Raw genomic sequence first — 21024 nt, forward strand, 5'->3', positions numbered from 1 at the left:
CAAGTGCTGCCGACGTCTCGCGCGTGGATGACGAAAGGAATACCTCTGGAGACGCTATGATGAATGATCAAATTTGTCAGCGGATAGAAAATAGTGCGCATTTCAGGGAGTTAGTTGCAACCCGGCAAAGGTTTGCCGCCATTTTGTCACTGATCATGCTGGTTATCTACGTCGGCTTCATTTTGCTTATCGCCTTTGCCCCCGGCTGGCTGGGTACGCCGCTGCACGCGGGAACCAGCGTCACCCGCGGCATCCCCATCGGCATTGGCGTCATCGTTATCTCCTTCCTGCTCACCGGGGTTTACGTCTGGCGGGCCAACGGCGAATTCGATCGTCTGACGAAAAGCGTTCTCAAAGAGGTGCAGGCATCATGAAGAAAGTTCTGACGGCGCTTGCCGCCACGCTCCCGGCTGCCGCAAACGCGGCCGATACGATCGCCGGCGCGGTGCAGCGCCAGCCGACAAACTGGCAGGCGATTATCATGTTCCTGATCTTCGTCGCCCTGACGCTCTATATCACCTGGTGGGCGTCAAAACGGGTACGCTCGCGCAGCGATTACTATACCGCCGGGGGGAACATCACCGGCTTCCAGAACGGGCTGGCGATTGCCGGCGACTTTATGTCCGCCGCCTCCTTCCTCGGGATCTCCGCGCTGGTTTATACCTCCGGCTACGACGGGCTGATTTACTCCCTCGGCTTCCTGGTCGGCTGGCCGATCATTCTGTTCCTGATTGCCGAACGCCTGCGCAACCTCGGACGCTATACCTTTGCCGACGTCGCCTCCTATCGCCTGAAGCAGGGGCCAATCCGCACCCTCTCCGCCTGCGGTTCGCTGGTGGTGGTGGCGCTGTATCTGATTGCGCAGATGGTCGGCGCGGGCAAGCTTATCCAGCTGCTGTTCGGCCTTAACTACCACGTTGCGGTGGTGCTGGTCGGCGTGCTGATGGTGCTGTACGTGCTGTTTGGCGGCATGCTGGCGACCACCTGGGTACAGATCATTAAGGCGGTTCTGCTGCTGTGCGGCGCCAGCTTTATGGCCTTTATGGTCATGAAGCACGTCGGCTTCAGCTTCAATAACCTGTTCAGCGAAGCGATGGCGGTCCATCCTAAAGGGGCGGCAATTATGAGCCCTGGCGGACTGGTGAAAGACCCGATATCGGCGCTGTCGCTTGGGCTGGGGCTGATGTTTGGTACCGCCGGTCTGCCGCATATTCTGATGCGTTTCTTCACCGTGAGCGATGCGCGCGAAGCGCGTAAAAGCGTATTCTACGCCACCGGTTTTATGGGCTACTTCTATATCCTGACCTTTATTATCGGCTTCGGCGCCATCATGCTGGTGGGCGCGAATCCGGCGTTTAAAGACGCGGCGGGCGCGCTTATCGGCGGCAACAACATGGCGGCGGTGCACCTCGCCGACGCGGTGGGCGGCAATCTGTTCCTCGGCTTTATTTCGGCAGTGGCCTTCGCCACCATCCTTGCGGTGGTCGCGGGCTTAACCCTGGCCGGCGCGTCGGCGGTCTCCCACGACCTGTACGCCAACGTCTTCCGTAAGGGCGCCAGCGAGCGCGATGAGCTGCGGGTATCGAAAATTACCGTGCTGATCCTCGGCGTGGTTGCCATTCTGCTGGGGATTCTGTTCGAAAATCAGAACATTGCCTTCATGGTCGGACTGGCGTTCTCGATTGCCGCCAGCTGTAACTTCCCCATCATTCTGCTGTCGATGTACTGGTCGAAGCTGACCACGCGCGGAGCGATGATTGGCGGCTGGCTGGGCCTGCTGACCGCCGTCATCCTGATGATCCTCGGCCCGACCATTTGGGTCCAGATCCTCGGCCATGAGAAGGCGATCTTCCCGTACGAGTACCCGGCGCTGTTCTCGATTGCCATCGCCTTTATCGGCATCTGGTTCTTCTCTGCTACCGATACCTCGGCGGAAGGGCTGCGCGAACGCGAGCTGTTCCGCGCCCAGTTTATCCGTTCACAGACCGGTATCGGTATCGAACGCGGCCAGGCGCATTAAGCCTCTTAACCCCGGCCAGACGGCCGGGGCTCATCAAAACATCAGCAGGCGCACCAGCGGCGCCGCCAGCACCATCACCACTCCCGAAAGCATCATCACCAGGCTGGCGACAACGCCCTCCTGCGGCCCGAGCTCATAGGAGCGCGCGGTTCCGGCGCCGTGCGAAGCGGCGCCGAATCCCGCCCCTTTCGCCATCCCTGCACGAATCGACAGGCGCAAAAACAGCACATCGCCGATCGCCATGCCAAATACCCCGGTTACCACCACAAACAGCGCGACCAGATCCGGCTGACCGCCGAGGGGCCGGGCCGCGGCCAGCGCAAAAGGCGTGGTGACCGAACGCACCGCCAGGCTGCGCTGAATCTCATCGGAAAGGGTGAACAGGCGCGCCAGCCAGACCGAGCTGCAGACCGCCACGATTGAGGCCGTCAGCACCCCGGCGCTCAGCGACATCCAGTGGCGTTTAATAATAGCCAGGTTGTCATACACCGGCACGGCGAAAGCGATCGTCGCCGGCCCCAGCAGCCACAGCAGCCAGTGGGCCTCCCCCATATAGCTTTGATACGAAATATGGCCAAAGACCAGAATCAGCACCAGCAGTATCGGGGTAAAGACCAGCGGCATCAGCGGCAGCCTGTGGAAGCGGCGATAGAGGCGTTTATTGGCAAAATAGAGCGCCAGCGTCACGATCAGGCACAGGATGCTCAACAGGAGATCACTCATGCTTCATCCTGCTGATTTCGTAGCGATAAACTTTATCCACCACCCACGCCGTCGCCCCCAGCACCAGCGTCGTGCTCAGCGCAATCACCAGCAGAATGCGCCAGCCGTCCACCATCAGCAGCTGGGTGTAGTTGACCACCGCCACCACCGCCGGCACGAAGAACAGCAGCATTTCTGCCAGCAGCCAGCGGGCGCCGGCACGCACCCAGTTCAGCGGGATCACCCGACAGACGATTAATGCCAGCAGCATCAGCATGCCGACTAAATTTGCCGGGAGCGGCAGGTGCAGCCAGTTAACCAGATATTGAGCGCAGACAAACAGTCCGGCATAAACCAGTACCTGAACCGGTACCTGAAGGCGTTGCACAACGAAGGGGGTAACGCGAGCTGGCGCGAAGGCCATGAGCGATATTCCTGAAAAAGAAGCCAGGCGAGCAGTATAGTGAGCCGCCAGGTTGGACAGAAATGAATTAAAATCATCACAGGTATAGTCTCAGGGAATAATTATGGATATCCGCACGCTGCGTTATTTTGTCGAAGTCGTCCGCCAGCAGAGCTTCACTCGCGCGGCAGAGAAACTGTTCGTCACGCAGCCCACCATCAGCAAGATGCTAAAAAACCTCGAAGATGAGCTCAACTGTACGCTGCTTATTCGCGACGGCCGCAGGCTCCTGCTGACCGATACCGGCCGGGTGGTTTTCGAGCGCGGGCAGGCGATTCTGGGCGAATTTCGCCAGCTGGAATCTGAGCTTAGCGATATTAACCATCTGCATAAGGGCATTCTGCGGCTGGGGATCCCGCCGATGGTCGGGATGCTGATGGCCGAGCCTATCGGCCTGTTTCGTCAGCGCTATCCGGGCGTGGAGCTGAAAATTGCCGAGTTTGGCGGGCTGACCGTGCAGCAGGCGGTCAGCAACGGCGAGCTGGACCTGGCGATGACGGCGCTGCCGGTCGATGAGGAGAGCGGCCTGGCGACGCTGCCGCTTTTCAACCATCCGCTGTGCGTGCTGGCACCGCGAACGGCGCCATGGGAGGGCGTTAGCTCGCTGTCGCCGCAGGAGCTCGCCGCCCATCCGCTGGTGATTTATAACGAAGATTTCGCCCTCAGCCAGCAGCTGATGCAGCTGTTTACCGACTACGAGGTGAAACCCCGTATCGCGGTGCGCAGCGGGCAGTGGGACTTCCTCGCCGCTATGGTTCAGGCGGGAATTGGCGTGGCGATCCTGCCGCAGCCGATTTGTGAGCGCCTCGATACCCGGCATTTTTACACGATACCGCTGCAGAGCGAGCTGCGCTGGGAGCTGGGAATGATTTGGCGGGAGGGCGTTTACCTGTCGCATAGCGCGCAGGCGTGGCTGGCGTGCAGTAAAAGCTTCTGGCTGAATGAGTAAACGCCCGGAGGCGGCGCGTTGCGCCGGTCCGGGCTACCAACTACAGATCAGCCAACCGCACGGCCCCGACGGGGCGCGGCGGCGATTATTGATCTTCGATTAACAGCGCTTCCAGCAGGTCAAGGTCGTGCAGCAGCTTCTGCAGCGTCTCGTTGCTGATCTGGCGGGTCGCGCGCAGATGGTACAGCTCGCCGCGCTCTGAACGCAGCGCCGCCAGGCGGAACCGGCGCTCAAGCTGCTCTTCGAGGATTGAGGTTTCCACGTCGTTACGGCCGTCGACCCGCCGGCGCAGGTTACCGATCACGCGTGAACTGACCTCCGTCAGCAGCTGGTTATCGATATTCTCTTTGGTATCCGCCGCCAGCCGCTCCTCCATCTTTTGAATCGCCACGATCGCCACGTCCGCCGTTGCCGCGCGCGCCAGGCGCTCCTCTTTACGCTGCTGGACATGGTCGGTCGACTCAATGTGGCGCAGCAGGATCGGTAGCGCAATCACGCCGACAAACAGCGAGAACAGAATGACCCCGGCGGCAAGGAACACCAGCTCATAGCGTGCCGGGAAAACGTCGCCGTCCGGCAGCAGCAGCGGTATCGACAGTACGCCGGCGAGGGTAATCGCCCCGCGCACCCCGGCCACCGAGGAGATCAGCAGCTCGCGGTTTGTCCAGGAGCCAAACTCCATCGGTTTCTTCTTCAGGAAGCGCTGGCTTAGCTTGCGCATCGTCCACAGCCAGCCAAAACGGACCAGCATCAGCGCGGCGTAAATCAGGATAATGTCGGTAAACAGCATCCAGGTTTCAACGTTGGGGTCCGCTTCCGCCGCCACCAGCGAGCTCGACAGAATATCCGGCAGCTGCAGGCCTAAAAGCAGGAACACCATGCCGTTAAACACGAACTCCAGCATCGCCCAGGTGCTGTTCGCACGCAGGCGCATCGCCAGCGGCGCGGTGCGCATCACCCCGGAACGGGTGATGGTCATCCCCGCCGCGACCGCGGCCAGAATCCCGGAAAAACCGATGTGTTCAGCGATCAGGTAGGAAGCAAACGGCAGCAGGAACAGCAGCACAATCTGCGTTGCCGGCTCATCGCCGCCCCAGCGGCTGAGGAAGCGCATCGAGCGCCCGTACAGCCAGCTGACGACAAAACCGGCGAGGATGCCGCCTATCGCTACCTTGAAGAACTCGACCGTCGCCCCTCCGACGGTAAAGACCATCGTACCCATCGCCACCGCGACGGCAAACTTCAGCGAGACCAGGCCGGAGGCGTCGTTCATCAACGCTTCGCCCTGCAGTATCCCCATAATTTTTTTCGGGATGCGCCCTTCACCGACGATCCCGGACAGCGCTACCGCATCGGTTGGCGACAGAACCGCCGCCAGCGCAAAGGCCGGGATCAGCGGAATGCCTGGGACTATCCAGTAGATGAGGTAGCCGATCCCCACCACCGTTACCAGCACCAGCGCCAGCGCGAGGCCAAAAATCTCTCGCCCGTGCTCAATGAACTCGCGGGTCGGCGTCTTCCAGCCATCGGCAAAAAGCAGCGGCGGAATAAAGAGGACCAGGAAGAGTTCGGGGTCGAATTCGACGTGCAGGCCGAAGGTAGGCCAGGCCAACAGAGCGCCGATGGCGATTTGGATTAAAGGTAGTGGAACCTGAAAGGGCAGTACGCGTGTAACCACCCCGGAGAGAGAGACCACGAGGGTCATGATGAGTATGGTAAAGAATATTTCCATGTGTTCCCTGTTTGCTGCGTTTTCTTTTTTTACATCTGAGGCGTCATGTCTCGAAATGATACGCTACTCAGATTAACGCAAAAGGAAACAGGATGTGGCTTAAAAATTAAACGGGCGGCCTGAGCCGCCCGTTGTCAGCAAAAATAGCTTAAATTGCCCAACCGCCGGCGTAGAAGATAACCAGCGCCGCAGCGATGATCACGGTGCCGAGGTTCAGCTTGCGCCACTCCCCGGAAACCAGGCGTCCAATCACCAGCGACGCGAAGCCAATCATAATGCCGGTAACGATGTTGCAGGTCAGCACGATAAAGACCGCCGTAATCAGGCCCGCCATCGCATCGACAAAATCGTTAAAATCAATTTTCGCCACGTTGCTCAACATCAGCAGACCGACATACATCAGCGCCGGAGCGGTGGCGTATGCAGGAACCAGATAGGAGAGCGGAGAAAGGAACAGGATCAGCAGGAACAGCACGCCGACCGTCACCGCGGTCAGGCCGGTTTTACCGCCGGCGGCGGTACCTGCGGCCGATTCGATATACACCGCCGCCGGCGCCGCGCCGACCAGGCCGGAGAAGACGCTGCTCAGGGAGTCGGTGGTCAGCGCTTTACCGCCGTTGATGATCTGCCCGTCTTTGTCCAGCAGGTTCGCCTGCCCCGCTACCGCGCGAATGGTGCCGGTGGCATCAAATACCGCCGTCATCACCAGCGCCAGCACGCTCGGCAGAACTATCGGATTCAGCGCGCCGATGATATCAAGGCTGCCGATCAGCGAATTGCCTTTGTCGTCGCTCAGCGACGGCATAGCAAAAATACCGGAGAAGTGGACGTTAGGGTCGAAAATCAGGCCCACGATCGACACGCCGATAATGGTCAGCAGGATACCGCCAGGCACCTTCAGCTTTTCGAGGCCGATAATCACCGCCAGCCCCAACAGCGACATAATCACCGGGAAGCTGTCGAAATTACCCAGCGCGACCGGCAGGCCGTCCAGCGGGTTCTTAATCACCAGGCCCACGCCGTTGGCGGCGATCAGCAGCAGGAACAGGCCAATACCGATACCGGTGCCGTGCGCAACGCCCTGCGGCAGGTTGCGTAAGATCCAGCTACGAATACCGGTCGCGGAGATAATGGTAAACAGCACGCCCATCAGGAACACGGCGCCCAGCGCAACCGGGATACTGATCTGCTGCCCCAGCACCAGGCTGAAGGCGGTAAATGCGGTCAGCGAGATAGCACAACCGATTGCCAGCGGCAGGTTGGCCCACAGCCCCATAACGAGAGAGCCGACGCCCGCTACCAGACAGGTGGAGACAAACACCGCCGCCGGTGGGAACCCGGCTTTACCGAGCATGCCCGGTACCACAATTACCGAGTACACCATCGCCAGAAAAGTGGTTAAACCTGCAAGAATTTCCTGACGCACGGAGCTGCCGCGAGCCGAAATTTTAAACCAGGCGTCTAATGAACCGCCGGTACGCGCTGAAGGCGTAGACATAGAAAACTTCCCCTGAGAATTTTTATCATTCGTCGGTATGCGTGGTGGACCATCCACTGCCAGTTCAACGCGATCTCCTTGTGCTATATCGCAGCGCCAGGGGGGCTGCAAAAAAAGCAAACGTTTAACTCCGCGCATACAATACGGTGGTCAAAATTACTTTACTCACCCCCTGTTAGCAGGATAAATAGCGAGCAAAATAATAAGGCAAACGATTATCCAGCCTTTAGATGGCCCTTTTCAACTGAAGTTTGTCGTATTTCGCTAAATTTCGCTTATGACGTTCAGGAAATAACCAGCCGATGCGCAAACGTTATCGTCCATGCGCAATCTGCTAACATTTTGGCTTTGCGCTGATAGCAATTCGCACCGGCCATCGTAAAAGGTGATGCCTCAGGCGCCCGGTAGCGTGAAGGGGCCGCCGCGCTCAATGGCGCGCTGCCAGGCCGGACGCTGTTCGATACGCTGCGTCCAGCGGGCGATGTGCGCAAGGCCGTCAATTCCGCCACGTGACTGCAGCGCCAGCAGCGGAAAGCTCATCTGAATATCGGCCATGCTCAGGTTTTCGCCCGCGAACCACGGCCATCGGGAGAGGTGATCTTCGATAAAGCTGGCGTGGGTGGCAATCTGCCGGTCAAGCCTGGCCTTCTGCATCCCCTTCCCCAGCGCGCCGCCCAGCGTGCGCATGCCAAACGGCACCGGGGCCTTGCCGAGACGGGAAAAGACCAGCTTCATCAGCATCAGAGGCATCAGCGAGCCTTCGGCATAGTGCAGCCAAAAACGATACTGCAGCCTGTCCGCCATCGCCTGCGGGCGCAGCTGCTGCGTGCTATCGTAGGTTTCCTGCAGATATTCGAGTATCGCCCCGGACTCCGCCAGCACGTAGCCGTTGTCCTCCACGACCGGGGATTTGCCCAGCGGGTGAATATTTTTTAACTCCGGCGGCGCCAGCATATTTTTCTGCCGCGGATAGCAGACAAGCTGATAGGGCAGCTGCAGCTCTTCCAGCGCCCAGAGCACGCGCTGCGATCGCGATTGATTAAGGTGATGTACCGTCAGCATGGATTTCTCCCGTCGTTTGTTCAAATTAACTATAGGAACTGGCGGCGAATGACGGAAAAAATTCGCCAAAATAAACGGGTAGATTTAAGGGGATGTGCCACAATTAAGGTGTCGGCGCAATCCGGAACCTCCATCAACTTGTTGCGCAAAACTGAGGTGAGCCGACGTCGGGGGAAACCCTCCTGTGCACCAGCGGGATAGAGCGAAAGACAAAGACCGGAAAACAACTAAAGCGCCCTGTTGTGGTGCTTTAGTTTTTTAATCATCCTCCAGCAGCCGCGCACCGGTACCCTCTTCACCCAGCATGTCCCCCGGGTTACGCAGCGGGCAGTCCCGTCGCGACAGGCAGCCGCAGCCAATGCAGCCATCCAGCTGATCGCGCAGCGCGGTCAGCGTATGAATACGCCGGTCCAGCTCGTCCCGCCACACCGACGACAGCTGCTTCCACTCTTTGGCACTTAAGTTGTGGCCTTCGGGCAGTACGCCAAACGCGTCGCCGATAGTGGCCAGCGGAATGCCGATGCGCTGCGCAATCTTGATAATCGCCACGGCGCGCAGCACGTCGCGACGATAGCGCCGCTGATTGCCTGGATTACGCTGGCTGTGAATAAGCCCTTTGCTTTCATAGAAATGGAGCGCCGAGACGGCAACGCCGGTACGTTTCGCCACTTCTCCCGGGGTCAACAGCATTTTAATTCGGGGTGATTTCTTTTCCATAAAGCACTTTACCTCAAGTTAACTTGAGGAATTATACTCGCCCGCAGACAAAACGACGAATCGAGAATTGAGAGAGGCCGCTTTATGTCCCATCAGGATATTATCCAAACGCTTATTGAATGGATTGATGAACATATCGATCAACCACTTAACATTGATGTAGTCGCCAGAAAATCGGGGTACTCGAAATGGTATCTCCAGCGGATGTTCCGCGCCGTTACGCATCAGACGCTGGGTGATTACATTCGTCAACGCCGGCTCCTGCTGGCCGCTGAAGCCCTCAGAACGACCCAGCGCCCTATCTTTGATATCGCGATGGATCTGGGCTACGTCTCGCAGCAGACGTTTTCACGAGTGTTTCGCCGGGAGTATGACCGCACGCCTAGCGACTATCGCCATCAGATTTCCGCCTGACAGCTTCGCGCGCAGGAGTTAAGCAGCGCTGGCGCCTTGACCAGCCACTGCTTAAACTCCTGCACCGGCATCGCCTTCGCGAAATGCCAGCCCTGGCAGTAGCGGACGCCGCGCTTCTGTAGCCACTTAACCTGATCCAGCGTTTCGACGCCCTCGGCCACGGTTTTCAGATGCAGGCTGCGCGCCATCTCAATAATATGCTCGGCGATCATGTGGCTGGTGCCGTGGGTCGTCAGCGTATCGATAAAGGATTTATCGATCTTGAGAATGTCCACGTTGAGCGAAGAGAGGTTATGCAGGTTGGAGTAGCCGGTGCCGAAATCATCGATGGCGACTTCATATCCCGCCTCGCGAAAGGCCTGAATCACCGGCGTCGTTTTCTGCACGTCAATAAACCCGCGCTCGGTTACTTCGATTTTAATCTGGTTGATGCATACCGCGTGGCTTTGCGCCTTTTCACTAATTTGGCTAATAAGCCGCGCGGAGTGGAAATCCGTGGCCGAGAGGTTAATCGCGACGTACAGCTGAGGATGGCTGGCGAGAAATTCGCCCATATCGGCAAACACCTCATCCACGACATAGTCCGTAACCTGCGTAATCAGCCCTTCGTTTTCCGCCAGCGGAATAAACTCCGCCGGGCTCATCACCGGGCCATCGCATCCGGGCCAGCGCAGCAGCGCTTCGGCCCCTACGCAGCGGTTCGTTTTAATATCGACGATCGGCTGATAGTGCAGGCACAGCTGGCGACGGCTTAGCGCGCGCTGCAGCATGCAGCGCGGAGAGTGATACTGCCGCCGGGTTCGCAGCCACACCAGTAAAATCAGCGCGCTACAAATAAGGCCCAGCGGAAGGGTAAGCATTATCTGGTCATATAAATTTTGATAATAGCCAACGCGCGAGGTGGACATGATCACCGCAATAGGGCGGTTGGTCGAATGGGCAACGGTGTAGACCCGGCGATCCCGCTGAAAAAAGGTATCTTCGGGGCGGATCAGCGGACGTAAGGTCGCGGCATCCGTATTTTTGCTGACGGAGAAAAACTGATTCGTTTTGGTATCGAACAGACCGTAGGCTAAATCTCTGTCGCTGGATATTAGCGTACTATAGGAAAGTGGATTAATAACCGCGACATAGTGACCGCGCTGCATATAGGTCATGGCAAAACCGGGATAGAACGGGGTATCGCGATAGTAATAGATCGCGATATCCGGCTTTTTTATATAATTAGCCGGCTCGACATGCCACGCCGTGTCGGGATGAAAGGCGGTTGAGCAAAAGAAATCAGCGCCTTTTGCATAGACTAAATCATCGACATAAAGCAGGCTGCGAACAATATCCAGCATATATCGCTGATGCTGCGGCGAACATATTATCCCCTGATATTGCATGGCCTTTTTACGCGCCTGTTCGACCTCATGAATAACCATTTCGGTTTTCTGCAGCGCCAGTTGAGAAAACGAGCGGAGCTGGTCGTCGGTTTCCACCTTTGCCCGGTGTTGGGCAAGCCACGATGCCAGGACTACTGGCAACAGGATGACCAAGGTAATACCGAATATTCTCAACGCCTTATGCGGCGCGCTACGACTCATTTCCGCTTTATATCCATGCGATACGCCTTAGTCACGGTAACAGTCCACAATGGCAGATGCCTACTCTTATACAACACTCAGTCATTTAGCAATCGGCTATTTGGCGTAAAAACCACACACCTGATAATGATGAATAATACTTACTTATAGAACAACCGAGAAACATTCTCGAAATAATGAGAGCGGTGCCGCTTTCTGATTCGGTTTATCCGTATGATTACCGCGAACAGGTAATAAAACCCGCAGATATAAGTCTGGCAAAAAGAATCCATCGTATTAAAGCGTCAGCTTTACCGTCATGGCGGGCATGGCTATGGCTCAACGAGCCATTAACCACAATATTAAAATGGTTTATAAGCACATAAAAAACGCAATTTTTGGCTGGTGAATAAAAGAACAAATGTGATATAGTTCACACATCCTAATGAAACGGAAACATTGTTTCATTATACGTTTGTTTGCCCGTCGATAGCCAGAGCGCCACGTCATCGTCAGTCTCGTCAGGTTGTCAAAGGCCCCCGACTTTCTTTGAGGATCAGGTTAATGGCTTCCATTACTACCAGTGTCATACTCCTACGCTGGCCGCTGCTGAGCGCGGTGCTGATGTTTTTAGCCAGCTCGATGAATATTCAGCTGCGTAAAAGCGATTATGCCGGATTAGCGGTCATCTGTAGCTGCCTGGGGCTGGCCGCGGCCTGCTGGTTTGCCACCGGTCTGCTCGGCATCACGCTGCTGGATGTAGCCAAAATCTGGGGCAACATTAAAGACGTCATGGTTGAAGTGATGAGCCAGACGCCGCCAGAGTGGCCAATGATGATGACCTGATAGTAAAAACGCTTCCCATCGGGAAGCGTTTTTACTGGCGGGCGGCCTGCGCGCTATTTCCCCATTTTTGCCAGCATTTCCGGGCGCATAAATTTATGAATAACCAGCATAAACAGCAGCGACGGAAGTAACAAAATCAGCGCAGTAATAGACGAAACCTGATAGTTCCCCGACATGCTGGCGTTGTATAGCAGCAGCGGCAGCGTGGTGATATCCGGCGCGCCGACAAAAAAGGTGCCGGTGAACTCATCCAGCGACTCCAGAAAGACAAAGATGCTGGCGGCAATAATCCCCGGCGATGCCTGGGGCAAAACAATATGCCAAAACGTATAAATCGCTCCGGCCCCCAGATTACGTGACGCTCTTGCCAGTAGCGGATCGACAGCTGAGAATGCCGCCACGCAGATCCATACCGAATACATCAGCCCGTGCACGCTGTGCACCAGCACCACGCCGGCCACGGTGCCGTTTAGCCCCCACTGATAGAAAAGCCGGGCAATATTCATATACACCGTCAGGTTAGGGAACGCCTGCGGGATAAGAAACAGCAGCATAAAGCATACCCGCAGCGGCATTCCCCGTCTTGATAACGCATAGCCTGCGGGGATCGAAATCAGCAGGCACACCAGCACCGACAGCACGGCAATCAGCACGCTGGTCAGCAAAGAGCCCGAGACGTCGCTATAGGGGCTGAACACCTGATACCAGTATTTCAGCCCCCACTGGCTGGGTAGGCTATGGGGAAAGAACCAGCTTTCGGCCACCGTCCAGATAAGTAGATTCAGCAGCGGGCCAAACATCGCCAGCAGCATCAGAACCAGCAGCAGCGTCTGCAGCGGCAGGCTGGCGCTCAGCTTTCTCCGCCCTTTCGCCAGCAGCGTCGCAGGTGGTGTCATCCTAACCTCTTTCATTATTCTCCCCCTTTTTGCCGCAGGCTGTGGCGCAGATAAAACCACGACAGCGCGCCGCAGATAAGCAGCGAAACGACGCCCAGAGCATTAGCCACGGCGTAATCCCCGTAGGAGTTAACGCGAAACGCCATATCAACCGTGATCATCGTCGGCGTACCGACGCCTATCATCAGCGGCACGGACAGCACCGACATCATGGTGACGGTCGAGAGCACCAGCGCAACGCCGATAGCGGGCAGCACCTGCGGCAAAATAATATCGAACAGGATCCGTGGACGAGAGGCGCCCAGGTTGCGCGCCGCGAGAATTTGCGACTGCTCAAGCGCCGCCATTGCGCCGCAGATAAGCAGCGTAGCGAACGCCAGCTGCTTCCAGACAAACGTGATAATGATGCCCTTCCAGCCCAGCCAGGAGATAGTCTCCATCGGCGTTAGCAGATCGCTGGCGACCAGGGCATTGTTCATTAAGCCGTTTTTAGCCAGAAACGTCCGCATCATCTGCGCCGCAACGATAAAAGGAATAAACAGCGGCAGCCGATATAAAAATGCCAGCATCCGCACAATCGGCCGGCAGGAGGACAGGGTAATAACGGCGGAAAGGGTGATGGAAATGAGCGCCAGCAGCGCCACGGAGCTCAGCACGACGATCAGCGTAAACAGAATATCGTTGGAGTAGAGCGCGTAGACTTTGCGGAAGTGGGCCAGGGTTAGCTGCTGCGCATCGTTGGTAAAGGCGGCAATCAGCGAGAAGCCCAGCGGATATAAAAACAGAACGGCGATGGTCAGCGCGGCGGGAGCAACCAGCAGCAGATATTTCAACGAAATACGCATAGCAAACCTGATATCAGCGAGGAGAAACGCCCGGGCCGACGCTGCGTCGGCCCGGGCATCGACAGAGATTAGTTGGCGACCTGGCTTTCGTAGCCTTCTTTAATATCGTCAAAATAGGCGGTAATCGGGAAGCTTTTGCCGTATTCCGCCAGCGCCTGCGGCGAGATCTCAGCAAACAGCTTTTGCCACGTCCCGGCATCCAGCTGCGGTTTAACGTGCTGCGCATCGATGCCCGGATACCAGTTAAACTGCTTAACGATCCCCTGCGCCTGAACCTCCGGGCTGGTCGCCAGCTCGATAAATTCGCGCGCCAGCTGCGGATTCGCCGCCTTCGCCGGAGTTACGTAATACATCGGCTGTCCCGGCATGCCCGGAGCCAGCAGGGACAGCTTGATCGACGGCGGCAGTTTGCCCTGATCTTTCCAGCTGTAGAACATGTCCACCCATACCGGCCCCATCGTGATCTCCCCGCGGGTCAGCATATCGAGCGTCCCGGCGTTCCCCGGCGTAAAGGTGACGTTTTTATTAAAAGCCTTCAGCTTTTCATAGGCCTGGCTCCAGTTCTTCTCCACGCCTTTATCATACGGCAGGGAGGAGAGACGCTGCGCGTCGGTGCCGTAAGCATACATCCAGCCCACAACGAAGCTGACCCCGGACATACCGTTCTTAATCCCGTTATAGCCGAAAGCCTGCGGGTTTTTCTGCGCCCAGGCGACCAGCTCATCGTAGGAGGCCGGCGGGGCTTTGATCGCCTCGCTGTTCCAGGCAATAGCGGTCTGGCTTAAAAACATCGGCATCACATAGCCGTCGACGTTAACGCCGAGGGCGTTTTTAGCGTTGTCGGCGGTGACCAGGCTGCCGGTCTTAATCTGCGGGCGGTATTTCTCTAACAGCCCTTTTTCCACCAGCTCGCCGCCGGCGTTTTGATGCACCACGGCGACGTCAATATCCCAGCTGCTGGCGCCGCTCTCCTTCTGCGCCGTCAGCTTTTCGATAATTTTGTTCGATCCCGCGTCCCCCGGCCCGGTGCCGATGACCTGCACCTTTACGCCCGGATGAGCGGCCTCAAACTTTGGCCCCAGCCAGGTTTTTACGTAATCCACCATATTCTGATCGCCCGCCGTCGCGACGTTCAGGATGGTGTCGGCCTGCGCGCCGTAGCTCAGGAGTACGGCAGTCGCTATCGCAACGTTTGTTTTAGTAAACATGGTCTATCCCCAGAATGAACACGATGATGTCAACTTGCATGAGATGAAGGAAAAATATGCAGCGCCGGCGTTGGCACGTGCAGCCTGACCGGCGAACTGGCTGGCCAGCAGCGGGTAGAATCCGCCAGCAGCAGGCGATCGCGACAGCGCACGCTGTGGCGATATAAATGGCCGAGGAAGGCGCTTTGTTCGACGATACCGTCAAGCGTCAGCCCCTCCTGCGGCGCGCTATCCGCTAATGAAAAGAGCGCCGCGTCGGTACTGCGGAAATAAATCACCTGCTCCTCAGAATGCGCATCTGAATATGCCGTCGGGGTGCGCCAATGAATGCCGTCGAGGGAGCGGATATCGCGGGTATTTATTTTATTATCGGCCCCCATAAAATCGGCGACAAAAGGCGTAGCCGGACGTTGATATATATCTTCCGGTGTCCCTAATTGCTCAACTCTTCCGTTATTTAATACAGCGATACGGTCAGCCATCACCAGCGCCTCCTGCTGGTCATGGGTGACGATTAATGAGGTAAAGCCGAGCTTCTTTTGCAGCGCTTTTATTTCATGACGGACGTTAAGGCGGACTTTGGCATCCAGATTGGAGAGCGGTTCATCCAGCACCAGCACGTCCGGCTCAATCGCCAGGGCGCGCGCCAGGGCAACCCGCTGACGCTGGCCGCCGGAAAGTTCGGTCACCTTCATTTCCGCCAGGCCCGGGAGGTTGACGATATGCAGCAGCTCCGCCACCCGGCGGTCGATATCGTCGCGACGCCACCTGCGCAGCTTCAGGCCGTAGCCGATATTGCGAGCCACCGTCAGATGCGGCCACAGCGCATAGCTTTGAAAAACCATCGTAATATTGCGCTGCTCCGGCGCGCTATGGGTGATATCCCTTCCGGCGACGACGATATCCCCGTTCTGTACCGGGATAAAGCCGCAGAGCGCATTCAGCAGCGTGGTTTTCCCGCAGCCCGATGGCCCCAGCAGGGCGATCATCTCGCCCTTCTCTACCGCCAGATCGATATTATGCAGGACAACCTTATCGCCGTAGCTAATTCTCAGATGGGCAATTTGCAAATAGCTCATATTCGGTACCCAAAACTCTTCTGTAGGCATTTTTTATTTATTCGCGCCAGGATGAACACGTGTTCATTTGGCTGTAAAAAAAATGCAACGTTGACTCGACATGATGTGAGCCTACTTTGTCGGGTATTTGTGACAATTTAATTAAGTGCGAAAATTTTTTGGCGAGGGTAAATGAAAATAGATGTTCTTGGCTGCGGTAGCGCGTTCTCAGAGAGCCAAAATACCTCTGCGCTGCGCATTATTGATGATGAAAATCGTCAGTGGCTAATTGATTGCGGCCCCACTATCCCCCGCGCCCTGTGGCAGCGAGGGGGCGATATTAACGATATCGATGCCATTTACTTCACCCACGTCCACCCGGATCACTGTACCGGCCTGACGGCGCTGCTCAACTACTGGAAAAGCTTTTCCCGCCATAAGCCGCTGATTATCTACAGCCAGCCGCAGCAGCGTCCGGTGCTGATGCAGCTGGCGCAGCTGGCAAACTGGCCGGACACCACGCTGTGCTTTGCGATTGAGTGGCGCGACAGCGCCCCGGCATGGACGTGGCACGACTGGCAGATCCGCACCGCCGAAACCCAGCACGAGCTAACCAACCGCGCTATCCGCATCGCCATCGCCGGGAAAAGCCTGTTCTACAGCGGCGACGGCCGCCCGACGCCGCAGTCGATCGCGCTGATGGCGGGCGCAGATCTGGCGTTTCAGGAGTGCGCTTCGCTCACCTCGCTGAGCGATGACGCCTCCCACGGCGATTTCCCGACCTGCCTGACGCTGTTTCAAACGCTGGCGCTGCCCGCTATGGGGCTGTATCACTGCTATGACGCGATTCTGCCGGCACTGCGGGTGGCCTGCCGGCCCTGGAACGGGTTGTTCGTCAGCCGCGACGGCTTACAATACGATCTTCATCAGCCACCGCGCAGCGGCGAGGAAAGCCCGGCATGAGCGCACTCCCCCGAAAACAGAGCATCACCGCCCAGGACGTTGCCCAGCGCGCCGGCGTCTCGCGCGCGGTCGTTTCCCGGGCGTTGAGTAATAACGGCAGCATCTCTCCGGTCACCCGCGAGCGGGTGCTGCGCGCTGCGGAAGAGCTGGGCTATCAGGTCAACTTTCTCGCCCAGGGGCTCAACCGCCGGCGCAGCCACCTGATCGGGGTGATCGTTTCCCGCATCAACGATCCGTTTCGCAGCAGCCTGCTCGACGGGCTGCTGAGCGAGATCCAGCGCCGCGATTTTCAGGCGCTGGTCAGCGAGATCCGCAGCGAGCAGGATCTGGCCCAGACCCTCCGCCGCTTTGCGCAGTTCCGCGTTTCCGGGGCGATCGTCACCTCCGGCCAGCCGCCAGAGTCGCTGGTCAACGAGTTCGCCCAGCAGCAAATTCCGGTCGTCGGCATTAACCGCCAGCCGAATATTCCCTGCGTCGATTACGTCTGCTCGGATAATGCAGCCGGGGCGACGCTGGCCGCAAAGCAGCTGGTGGCGGCCGGCTGCCGCCGCTTTGGCTGGTTAAACCATCGCCACTCTACCTGGGCCGGACAAATGCGCGGCGAAGCGTTTTATCAGGCGCTTACCGAACTTGGGGTCGATACGCGGCGCGATCTTCAGCCGCTGTTTGCCTCTCTTGAGGGCTATGAGGGCGGCCTGCAGGCCGCCGCCGACGCCGACGATGCGCTGGAGGGCATTTTTTGCGCCAACGCGCAGCTGGCCTGCGGCTTTCTCGACGGCATGCGCCAGCGCGGCAAACAGGCCCCGGCGGATTTTCAGCTCATCGGGTTTGATAACACGCCGCAAACGGCCCAGTACAGCTACCAGCTCACCACCCTGCATCAGGACGTGGCGGAGATCTCCCGCCAGGCGCTCACCCGCCTGCTGGAGCGGGCCAGCGATCCGCTACAGCCTTCACGCACCACGTGGGTGAAGGTCGATTTAATTCACCGGCGCACGTCGCCATCAACCACATAAGAGCCAGGCTATGACGGAAGAACAGCAGCAATCGCTATGTAATTTGATTCGCCAGTTGGGCGCGCGCGCGCAGGAGCTGCGCGATTCGGGACTGCAGGTGGATAAAAAAGCGCGCCAGGATTTTGTTTCGCAGGCCGACGTTTTTGTCGAGCAGCAGATCAAAAGCTGGCTGGCAGCCCACCGCCCCAACGATGGTTTTCTCGGCGAAGAGAGCGGCCTGCAGGCCGGAGAGCAGGGAACCTGGGTAATCGACCCTATCGACGGCACCACCAACTATATTCTGGGTATGGATTACTGGTGTATTTCTCTGGCCTGGGTCAGGCAGGGCGCGCTGGAGCTGGGAATTATCTATGCTCCGGACCGGAACGAATTTTTCTTTGCCCGCCGCGGCGAAGGCGCATTTCTCAACGATAAGCGCCTGGCGCTGCGCGAGCCGGACCCGGAAACGGTGGTTATTGGCATGGGGCGATCCAGCCGGGCGCCCGCCGCAAACTACACCCGCATGCTTGAGCGGGTGATTGACGCCGGCATGGAGTATCGCCGCTTTGGCGCCGGGGCGCTCATGCTGGCTCACGTCGCCGCCGGCCAGGTGCACGCCTATTATGAGGAGCATATGAACAGCTGGGATGCGCTGGCAGGTATCCTGCTGATCGTCGAAGCGGGCGGCGCGAGCAGCGACTTTCTTGCCAACGACGGCCTGTTCAGCGGTAACCTGGTGCTGGCCGGGTGCCCCGAGGTTCAGTCGCGCCTGATGGCCCTGACTGGCAAATAGCCGCCCGCAGATGGCTACGGGCAGTCGTTGGATATTTTGATAAATTTGTCGTTGTAAATAATGTACTTATCTCCAGGCTGCCGCAGTGCGGCCTGGCGCACCACGTCGCCAGGGCGTAAATACCAGGCGTCGCCGTCCTCTTCCGTTGCATCACATCCGGGCTTAATCAGCAGCTTAAACCAGGTGTTGCCGCTATTGCTGACGGTGCCCGCCTGGCGGTCAAAGGCCCACTTAAACGCTACCTGACGCGGACGCACCGCCATAATGGTCTCCACCACGACCACCGGGTCGATGCTCACCGCCGCCCCGGCGGTATTGCGCTCGACGCGGTTGCGGGTGGGAATTTCACGAAACGAGACCCGATAGTAGCGCTCGCGGTTGTCCTGGGGACCGTGATAGTAGAATTTAAAATATTCCCCCTCTCCCGCCTGCAGGGTCAGCTGGCGCGGGGCGAAGAGCAGCTCGCCGTCCGCCGGGCGGGAGCGAACCTCTTTCCCGCCCGGACGGTCAATACCGACCACCGAGACCTGATACAGGCGGGCGCTGCTGTTATTATTCAGCACCCGCTTCGCGGCAAAGCTCTCTTCCGCCCCCAGCGAGAAGGTCAGGTTACCTACCGATATGGCCTGTCCGACCGCCGGCAGGCAGAGGGCCAGCAGCCACGCCATCGCGCGTATCGTATTAGTTAACATTTCGCCACGTCGCCTGAACCCGAATTTCACCTGAAGCGCTCACTTCCCCGAACCAGCCGTCATCATCAATAGTTTTCAGCGAGATCCCGTCATTCATCGGGATGGAGAACTTCACCGTGGTTTTATTCATCACGCCAGGATCGCCTGAAGCATCGTTCCACGGCGTGCTCATCCACAGCGCCTCGGTCATGTCGCGCCAGCTATCGTCACAGCCGGCATCGTAGGTTTTGTTGCCGCCGCTCTGCGTCGTGAAGGTCAGCGTGGCCGGGAAAGGCACTTTCGTCGCATTGTCCGCGGAGCTGAAGATGCAGTATGAACGCCCGCCGATGGTCTGCGCCGGGCCGTTAACCTTGATCAGCACCTCATCGGCGGCGGTCCTGCCGCTGGTGGTGACGATATAGCCAAAATCCAGCGAAGGCCGGCCCTGCCCCACGTAGCCCTCGCGGGTCGGCGCGCTGATATACTCATCGGAAATAATGCTGATACTGAAATCGCGCGGCTTGATAATCAGGGCGTTAGAGGTAGAAAACTCATACCAGCCGGACTCCGGCGAAGTGGTGTTCTGGAAGCGGAAGTTAAACAAATCTTTGGTATTTATATCGCTGATCCCCAGCGCGACCATTTGCTTAAAGAAGTTATTCGAAAAGAAAATGTAAATTGAGTCAGAGGACTTCATTTCATTGAAGTTGTAATAGTATGCGATGCCGCTTACCGGTTTCCACGTATTACCGTTGAGGCTGAACTGCATATCATAGATGCCCACCGCAGAGACCAGCGACGAATTGCTGATGGCGGGGAAAATATGGATAGAGGCATTGCTCAGGCCGTTGTTTTCCAGAGCATAGTTAACCATCTTGCAGCTCAGGCCGGAGCGGGTGCCGATAGTCTGAGGCTGGCAGTTGGTGCTCCCCTCACCGACCGTTGGCACCCCGTCAGTGTTGATAAATACTTCGGTAAGGGAATGGGTGTTCAGCAGCCTTAAATTTGCGGCTTTGGTATGGGTGACCTTGCGGGTATACCAGCTCCCGGAAGCCTGATCCTTACAGCGCGCCCCGCTGCTGGCATCGTAATTAACGGAAGTCTGGCAGCCGTTGATGGTCATGGAGAAGCTGCCGCCTACCGGCATTTGCTGCAGATACTGGTAGAAGGCGTCGGATAACATACCGTGCATCCATTTAGCCCCGCCGGTGGTAACCGTCGCGCCATAGAAACCGCTCGCATCCAGCACCGGCGCCTGAATCAGGCTGGTCGCCATATCGCAGCCGGCGTACCAGTTAATACAGCGCAGGCCGCTCAGCGGGTTGGATACCGGCGAATTCTCCAGCCACATATCAAACTGCCAGTTGGCGTTCAGCACCGTGTTGTAGCCGTTATCGATATAGCCCAGGCTCTGCTGATAGATAGTGCCGGTACCGGTATACTTCAGCCCGGTCCAGCGGCTGGCGCCGGTCAGACGCGGGTCGAGTACGCCGCCTGGGGTGACGAAGAAGTTATCGTCAGAGTTGTTTTCCACAAACACATACTGCACCGCCACCGCATCGGGCCAGTTCGTTTTGGACACCGCCGCATAGGCCCGCGTCATTGCGGTCAAGGCGAGCAAAAT

At 57.7% G+C, this 21024-nt stretch carries 21 protein-coding genes; 8 read left to right on the forward strand and 13 right to left on the reverse strand.

From position 1 onward, the window contains the following. The first annotated feature begins 59 nt into the window (after window positions 1–59). Window positions 60–374 carry a DUF485 domain-containing protein gene (locus NWP14_RS23200; RefSeq protein WP_045853423.1) on the forward strand — a complete coding sequence of 105 codons (315 nt, stop codon included), beginning with the start codon at window positions 60–62 and terminating at the stop codon, window positions 372–374. Then, window positions 371–2020 carry a cation/acetate symporter ActP gene (actP, locus tag NWP14_RS23205; protein WP_095104973.1) on the forward strand — a complete coding sequence of 550 codons (1650 nt, stop codon included), beginning with the start codon at window positions 371–373 and terminating at the stop codon, window positions 2018–2020. Before NWP14_RS23200 ends, actP begins: the two co-directional genes overlap by 4 nt. Window positions 2021–2053: 33 nt before the next feature. On the opposite strand, the gene NWP14_RS23210 is transcribed toward actP, so the two are convergent. Both NWP14_RS23210 and NWP14_RS23215 read right to left on the reverse strand, forming a co-directional pair. Next, a complete protein-coding gene (locus NWP14_RS23210) occupies window positions 2054–2743 on the reverse strand; it encodes an LrgB family protein (RefSeq protein WP_095104971.1) in 690 nt (229 codons plus the stop codon). After that, window positions 2736–3146, reverse strand: a complete 411-nt coding sequence (locus NWP14_RS23215; protein ID WP_095104969.1) for a CidA/LrgA family protein — start codon at window positions 3144–3146, stop codon at window positions 2736–2738. Before NWP14_RS23215 ends, NWP14_RS23210 begins: the two co-directional genes overlap by 8 nt. Window positions 3147–3249: 103 nt before the next feature. Here NWP14_RS23215 and NWP14_RS23220 point away from each other — a divergent pair, with 103 nt between their 5' ends. Then, window positions 3250–4134 (forward strand): LysR family transcriptional regulator, encoded by an 885-nt coding sequence (locus NWP14_RS23220; protein WP_331833777.1) that lies wholly within the window; start codon window positions 3250–3252, stop codon window positions 4132–4134. An 85-nt stretch (window positions 4135–4219) separates the two neighbouring features. Here NWP14_RS23220 and NWP14_RS23225 read toward each other — a convergent pair whose 3' ends face one another. The 4 genes from NWP14_RS23225 to soxR all read right to left on the reverse strand — a co-directional run bounded on the left by NWP14_RS23225 (window position 4220) and on the right by soxR (window position 9143). Beyond that, entirely contained in the window at window positions 4220–5866 is a 1647-nt protein-coding gene (locus NWP14_RS23225) for a Na+/H+ antiporter (protein WP_095104965.1), read from the reverse strand. A 148-nt stretch (window positions 5867–6014) separates the two neighbouring features. Next, window positions 6015–7364 carry an NCS2 family permease gene (locus tag NWP14_RS23230; RefSeq protein ID WP_095104963.1) on the reverse strand — a complete coding sequence of 450 codons (1350 nt, stop codon included), beginning with the start codon at window positions 7362–7364 and terminating at the stop codon, window positions 6015–6017. Between the two features lie 393 nt (window positions 7365–7757). Further along, entirely contained in the window at window positions 7758–8426 is a 669-nt protein-coding gene (locus NWP14_RS23235) for a glutathione S-transferase family protein (RefSeq protein ID WP_375216082.1), read from the reverse strand. Window positions 8427–8684: 258 nt separating this feature from the next. After that, on the reverse strand, window positions 8685–9143 hold the full coding sequence (gene soxR / locus NWP14_RS23240; protein WP_095104955.1) for a redox-sensitive transcriptional activator SoxR: 459 nt from the start codon (window positions 9141–9143) through the stop codon (window positions 8685–8687). 84 nt (window positions 9144–9227) lie between these two features. Here soxR and soxS point away from each other — a divergent pair, with 84 nt between their 5' ends. Further along, window positions 9228–9557 carry a superoxide response transcriptional regulator SoxS gene (soxS, locus tag NWP14_RS23245; RefSeq protein ID WP_095104953.1) on the forward strand — a complete coding sequence of 110 codons (330 nt, stop codon included), beginning with the start codon at window positions 9228–9230 and terminating at the stop codon, window positions 9555–9557. Here soxS and NWP14_RS23250 read toward each other — a convergent pair. Next, window positions 9542–11146, reverse strand: coding sequence for an EAL domain-containing protein (locus NWP14_RS23250; protein WP_346430575.1), 1605 nt, complete (start codon window positions 11144–11146; stop codon window positions 9542–9544). The genes soxS and NWP14_RS23250 overlap by 16 nt on opposite strands. Window positions 11147–11689: 543 nt before the next feature. On the opposite strand from NWP14_RS23250, the gene NWP14_RS23255 reads away from it, so the two are divergent. Next, entirely contained in the window at window positions 11690–11971 is a 282-nt protein-coding gene (locus NWP14_RS23255) for a YjcB family protein (protein WP_095104949.1), read from the forward strand. Window positions 11972–12024: 53 nt separating this feature from the next. Here NWP14_RS23255 and NWP14_RS23260 read toward each other — a convergent pair whose 3' ends face one another. From NWP14_RS23260 to NWP14_RS23275, 4 genes are all read right to left on the reverse strand, one after another. After that, on the reverse strand, window positions 12025–12867 hold the full coding sequence (locus NWP14_RS23260) for an ABC transporter permease (RefSeq protein WP_095104995.1): 843 nt from the start codon (window positions 12865–12867) through the stop codon (window positions 12025–12027). A 14-nt stretch (window positions 12868–12881) separates the two neighbouring features. Continuing rightward, complete coding sequence (locus NWP14_RS23265) at window positions 12882–13712, reverse strand: ABC transporter permease (protein WP_095104947.1); 831 nt, start codon at window positions 13710–13712, stop codon at window positions 12882–12884. Between the two features lie 68 nt (window positions 13713–13780). Beyond that, window positions 13781–14920, reverse strand: a complete 1140-nt coding sequence (locus NWP14_RS23270; RefSeq protein WP_095104945.1) for an extracellular solute-binding protein — start codon at window positions 14918–14920, stop codon at window positions 13781–13783. Between the two features lie 29 nt (window positions 14921–14949). After that, window positions 14950–15999, reverse strand: a complete 1050-nt coding sequence (locus NWP14_RS23275) for an ABC transporter ATP-binding protein (protein ID WP_375216083.1) — start codon at window positions 15997–15999, stop codon at window positions 14950–14952. Between the two features lie 171 nt (window positions 16000–16170). Between NWP14_RS23275 and NWP14_RS23280 the strand changes: the two genes are divergently transcribed. Genes NWP14_RS23280 through NWP14_RS23290 form a run of 3 tightly spaced genes read left to right on the forward strand, consistent with a single transcriptional unit; the run spans window position 16171 to window position 18729 of the window. Then, window positions 16171–16941: an MBL fold metallo-hydrolase gene (locus NWP14_RS23280; RefSeq protein WP_375216084.1), complete on the forward strand. Its 771-nt coding sequence runs from the start codon at window positions 16171–16173 to the stop codon at window positions 16939–16941. Beyond that, a complete protein-coding gene (locus tag NWP14_RS23285) occupies window positions 16938–17957 on the forward strand; it encodes a LacI family DNA-binding transcriptional regulator (protein WP_095104939.1) in 1020 nt (339 codons plus the stop codon). Before NWP14_RS23280 ends, NWP14_RS23285 begins: the two co-directional genes overlap by 4 nt. 10 nt (window positions 17958–17967) lie before the next feature. Beyond that, window positions 17968–18729 (forward strand): inositol monophosphatase family protein, encoded by a 762-nt coding sequence (locus NWP14_RS23290; protein WP_375216085.1) that lies wholly within the window; start codon window positions 17968–17970, stop codon window positions 18727–18729. Window positions 18730–18743: 14 nt separating this feature from the next. Here the strand turns inward: NWP14_RS23290 and NWP14_RS23295 are convergent, their stop codons facing one another. Together NWP14_RS23295 and NWP14_RS23300 are read right to left on the reverse strand one after the other, a co-directional pair. Continuing rightward, window positions 18744–19421 carry a fimbria/pilus periplasmic chaperone gene (locus tag NWP14_RS23295; protein WP_095104935.1) on the reverse strand — a complete coding sequence of 226 codons (678 nt, stop codon included), beginning with the start codon at window positions 19419–19421 and terminating at the stop codon, window positions 18744–18746. Beyond that, window positions 19411–21003, reverse strand: coding sequence for a hypothetical protein (locus tag NWP14_RS23300; protein WP_223261833.1), 1593 nt, complete (start codon window positions 21001–21003; stop codon window positions 19411–19413). The genes NWP14_RS23295 and NWP14_RS23300 overlap by 11 nt, the downstream gene beginning before the upstream one ends. Window positions 21004–21024 lie beyond the last annotated feature (21 nt).

Source organism: Klebsiella sp. C349492 (assembly GCF_042055345.1).
In the GTDB taxonomy this organism is placed as follows: domain Bacteria; phylum Pseudomonadota; class Gammaproteobacteria; order Enterobacterales; family Enterobacteriaceae; genus Klebsiella; species Klebsiella scottii.

Bases quoted from the DNA above. Each gene is read 5' to 3' on its own strand.
- NWP14_RS23200 (WP_045853423.1), top strand. From the start codon at position 60: ATGAATGATCAAATTTGTCAGCGGATAGAAAATAGTGCGCATTTCAGG.
- actP (WP_095104973.1), top strand. From the start codon at position 371: ATGAAGAAAGTTCTGACGGCGCTTGCCGCCACGCTCCCGGCTGCCGCA.
- NWP14_RS23210 (WP_095104971.1), bottom strand. From the start codon at position 2,743: ATGAGTGATCTCCTGTTGAGCATCCTGTGCCTGATCGTGACGCTGGCG.
- NWP14_RS23215 (WP_095104969.1), bottom strand. From the start codon at position 3,146: ATGGCCTTCGCGCCAGCTCGCGTTACCCCCTTCGTTGTGCAACGCCTT.
- NWP14_RS23220 (WP_331833777.1), top strand. From the start codon at position 3,250: ATGGATATCCGCACGCTGCGTTATTTTGTCGAAGTCGTCCGCCAGCAG.
- NWP14_RS23225 (WP_095104965.1), bottom strand. From the start codon at position 5,866: ATGGAAATATTCTTTACCATACTCATCATGACCCTCGTGGTCTCTCTC.
- NWP14_RS23230 (WP_095104963.1), bottom strand. From the start codon at position 7,364: ATGTCTACGCCTTCAGCGCGTACCGGCGGTTCATTAGACGCCTGGTTT.
- NWP14_RS23235 (WP_375216082.1), bottom strand. From the start codon at position 8,426: ATGCTGACGGTACATCACCTTAATCAATCGCGATCGCAGCGCGTGCTC.
- soxR (WP_095104955.1), bottom strand. From the start codon at position 9,143: ATGGAAAAGAAATCACCCCGAATTAAAATGCTGTTGACCCCGGGAGAA.
- soxS (WP_095104953.1), top strand. From the start codon at position 9,228: ATGTCCCATCAGGATATTATCCAAACGCTTATTGAATGGATTGATGAA.
- NWP14_RS23250 (WP_346430575.1), bottom strand. From the start codon at position 11,146: ATGAGTCGTAGCGCGCCGCATAAGGCGTTGAGAATATTCGGTATTACC.
- NWP14_RS23255 (WP_095104949.1), top strand. From the start codon at position 11,690: ATGGCTTCCATTACTACCAGTGTCATACTCCTACGCTGGCCGCTGCTG.
- NWP14_RS23260 (WP_095104995.1), bottom strand. From the start codon at position 12,867: ATGACACCACCTGCGACGCTGCTGGCGAAAGGGCGGAGAAAGCTGAGC.
- NWP14_RS23265 (WP_095104947.1), bottom strand. From the start codon at position 13,712: ATGCGTATTTCGTTGAAATATCTGCTGCTGGTTGCTCCCGCCGCGCTG.
- NWP14_RS23270 (WP_095104945.1), bottom strand. From the start codon at position 14,920: ATGTTTACTAAAACAAACGTTGCGATAGCGACTGCCGTACTCCTGAGC.
- NWP14_RS23275 (WP_375216083.1), bottom strand. From the start codon at position 15,999: ATGAGCTATTTGCAAATTGCCCATCTGAGAATTAGCTACGGCGATAAG.
- NWP14_RS23280 (WP_375216084.1), top strand. From the start codon at position 16,171: ATGAAAATAGATGTTCTTGGCTGCGGTAGCGCGTTCTCAGAGAGCCAA.
- NWP14_RS23285 (WP_095104939.1), top strand. From the start codon at position 16,938: ATGAGCGCACTCCCCCGAAAACAGAGCATCACCGCCCAGGACGTTGCC.
- NWP14_RS23290 (WP_375216085.1), top strand. From the start codon at position 17,968: ATGACGGAAGAACAGCAGCAATCGCTATGTAATTTGATTCGCCAGTTG.
- NWP14_RS23295 (WP_095104935.1), bottom strand. From the start codon at position 19,421: ATGTTAACTAATACGATACGCGCGATGGCGTGGCTGCTGGCCCTCTGC.
- NWP14_RS23300 (WP_223261833.1), bottom strand. From the start codon at position 21,003: ATGACGCGGGCCTATGCGGCGGTGTCCAAAACGAACTGGCCCGATGCG.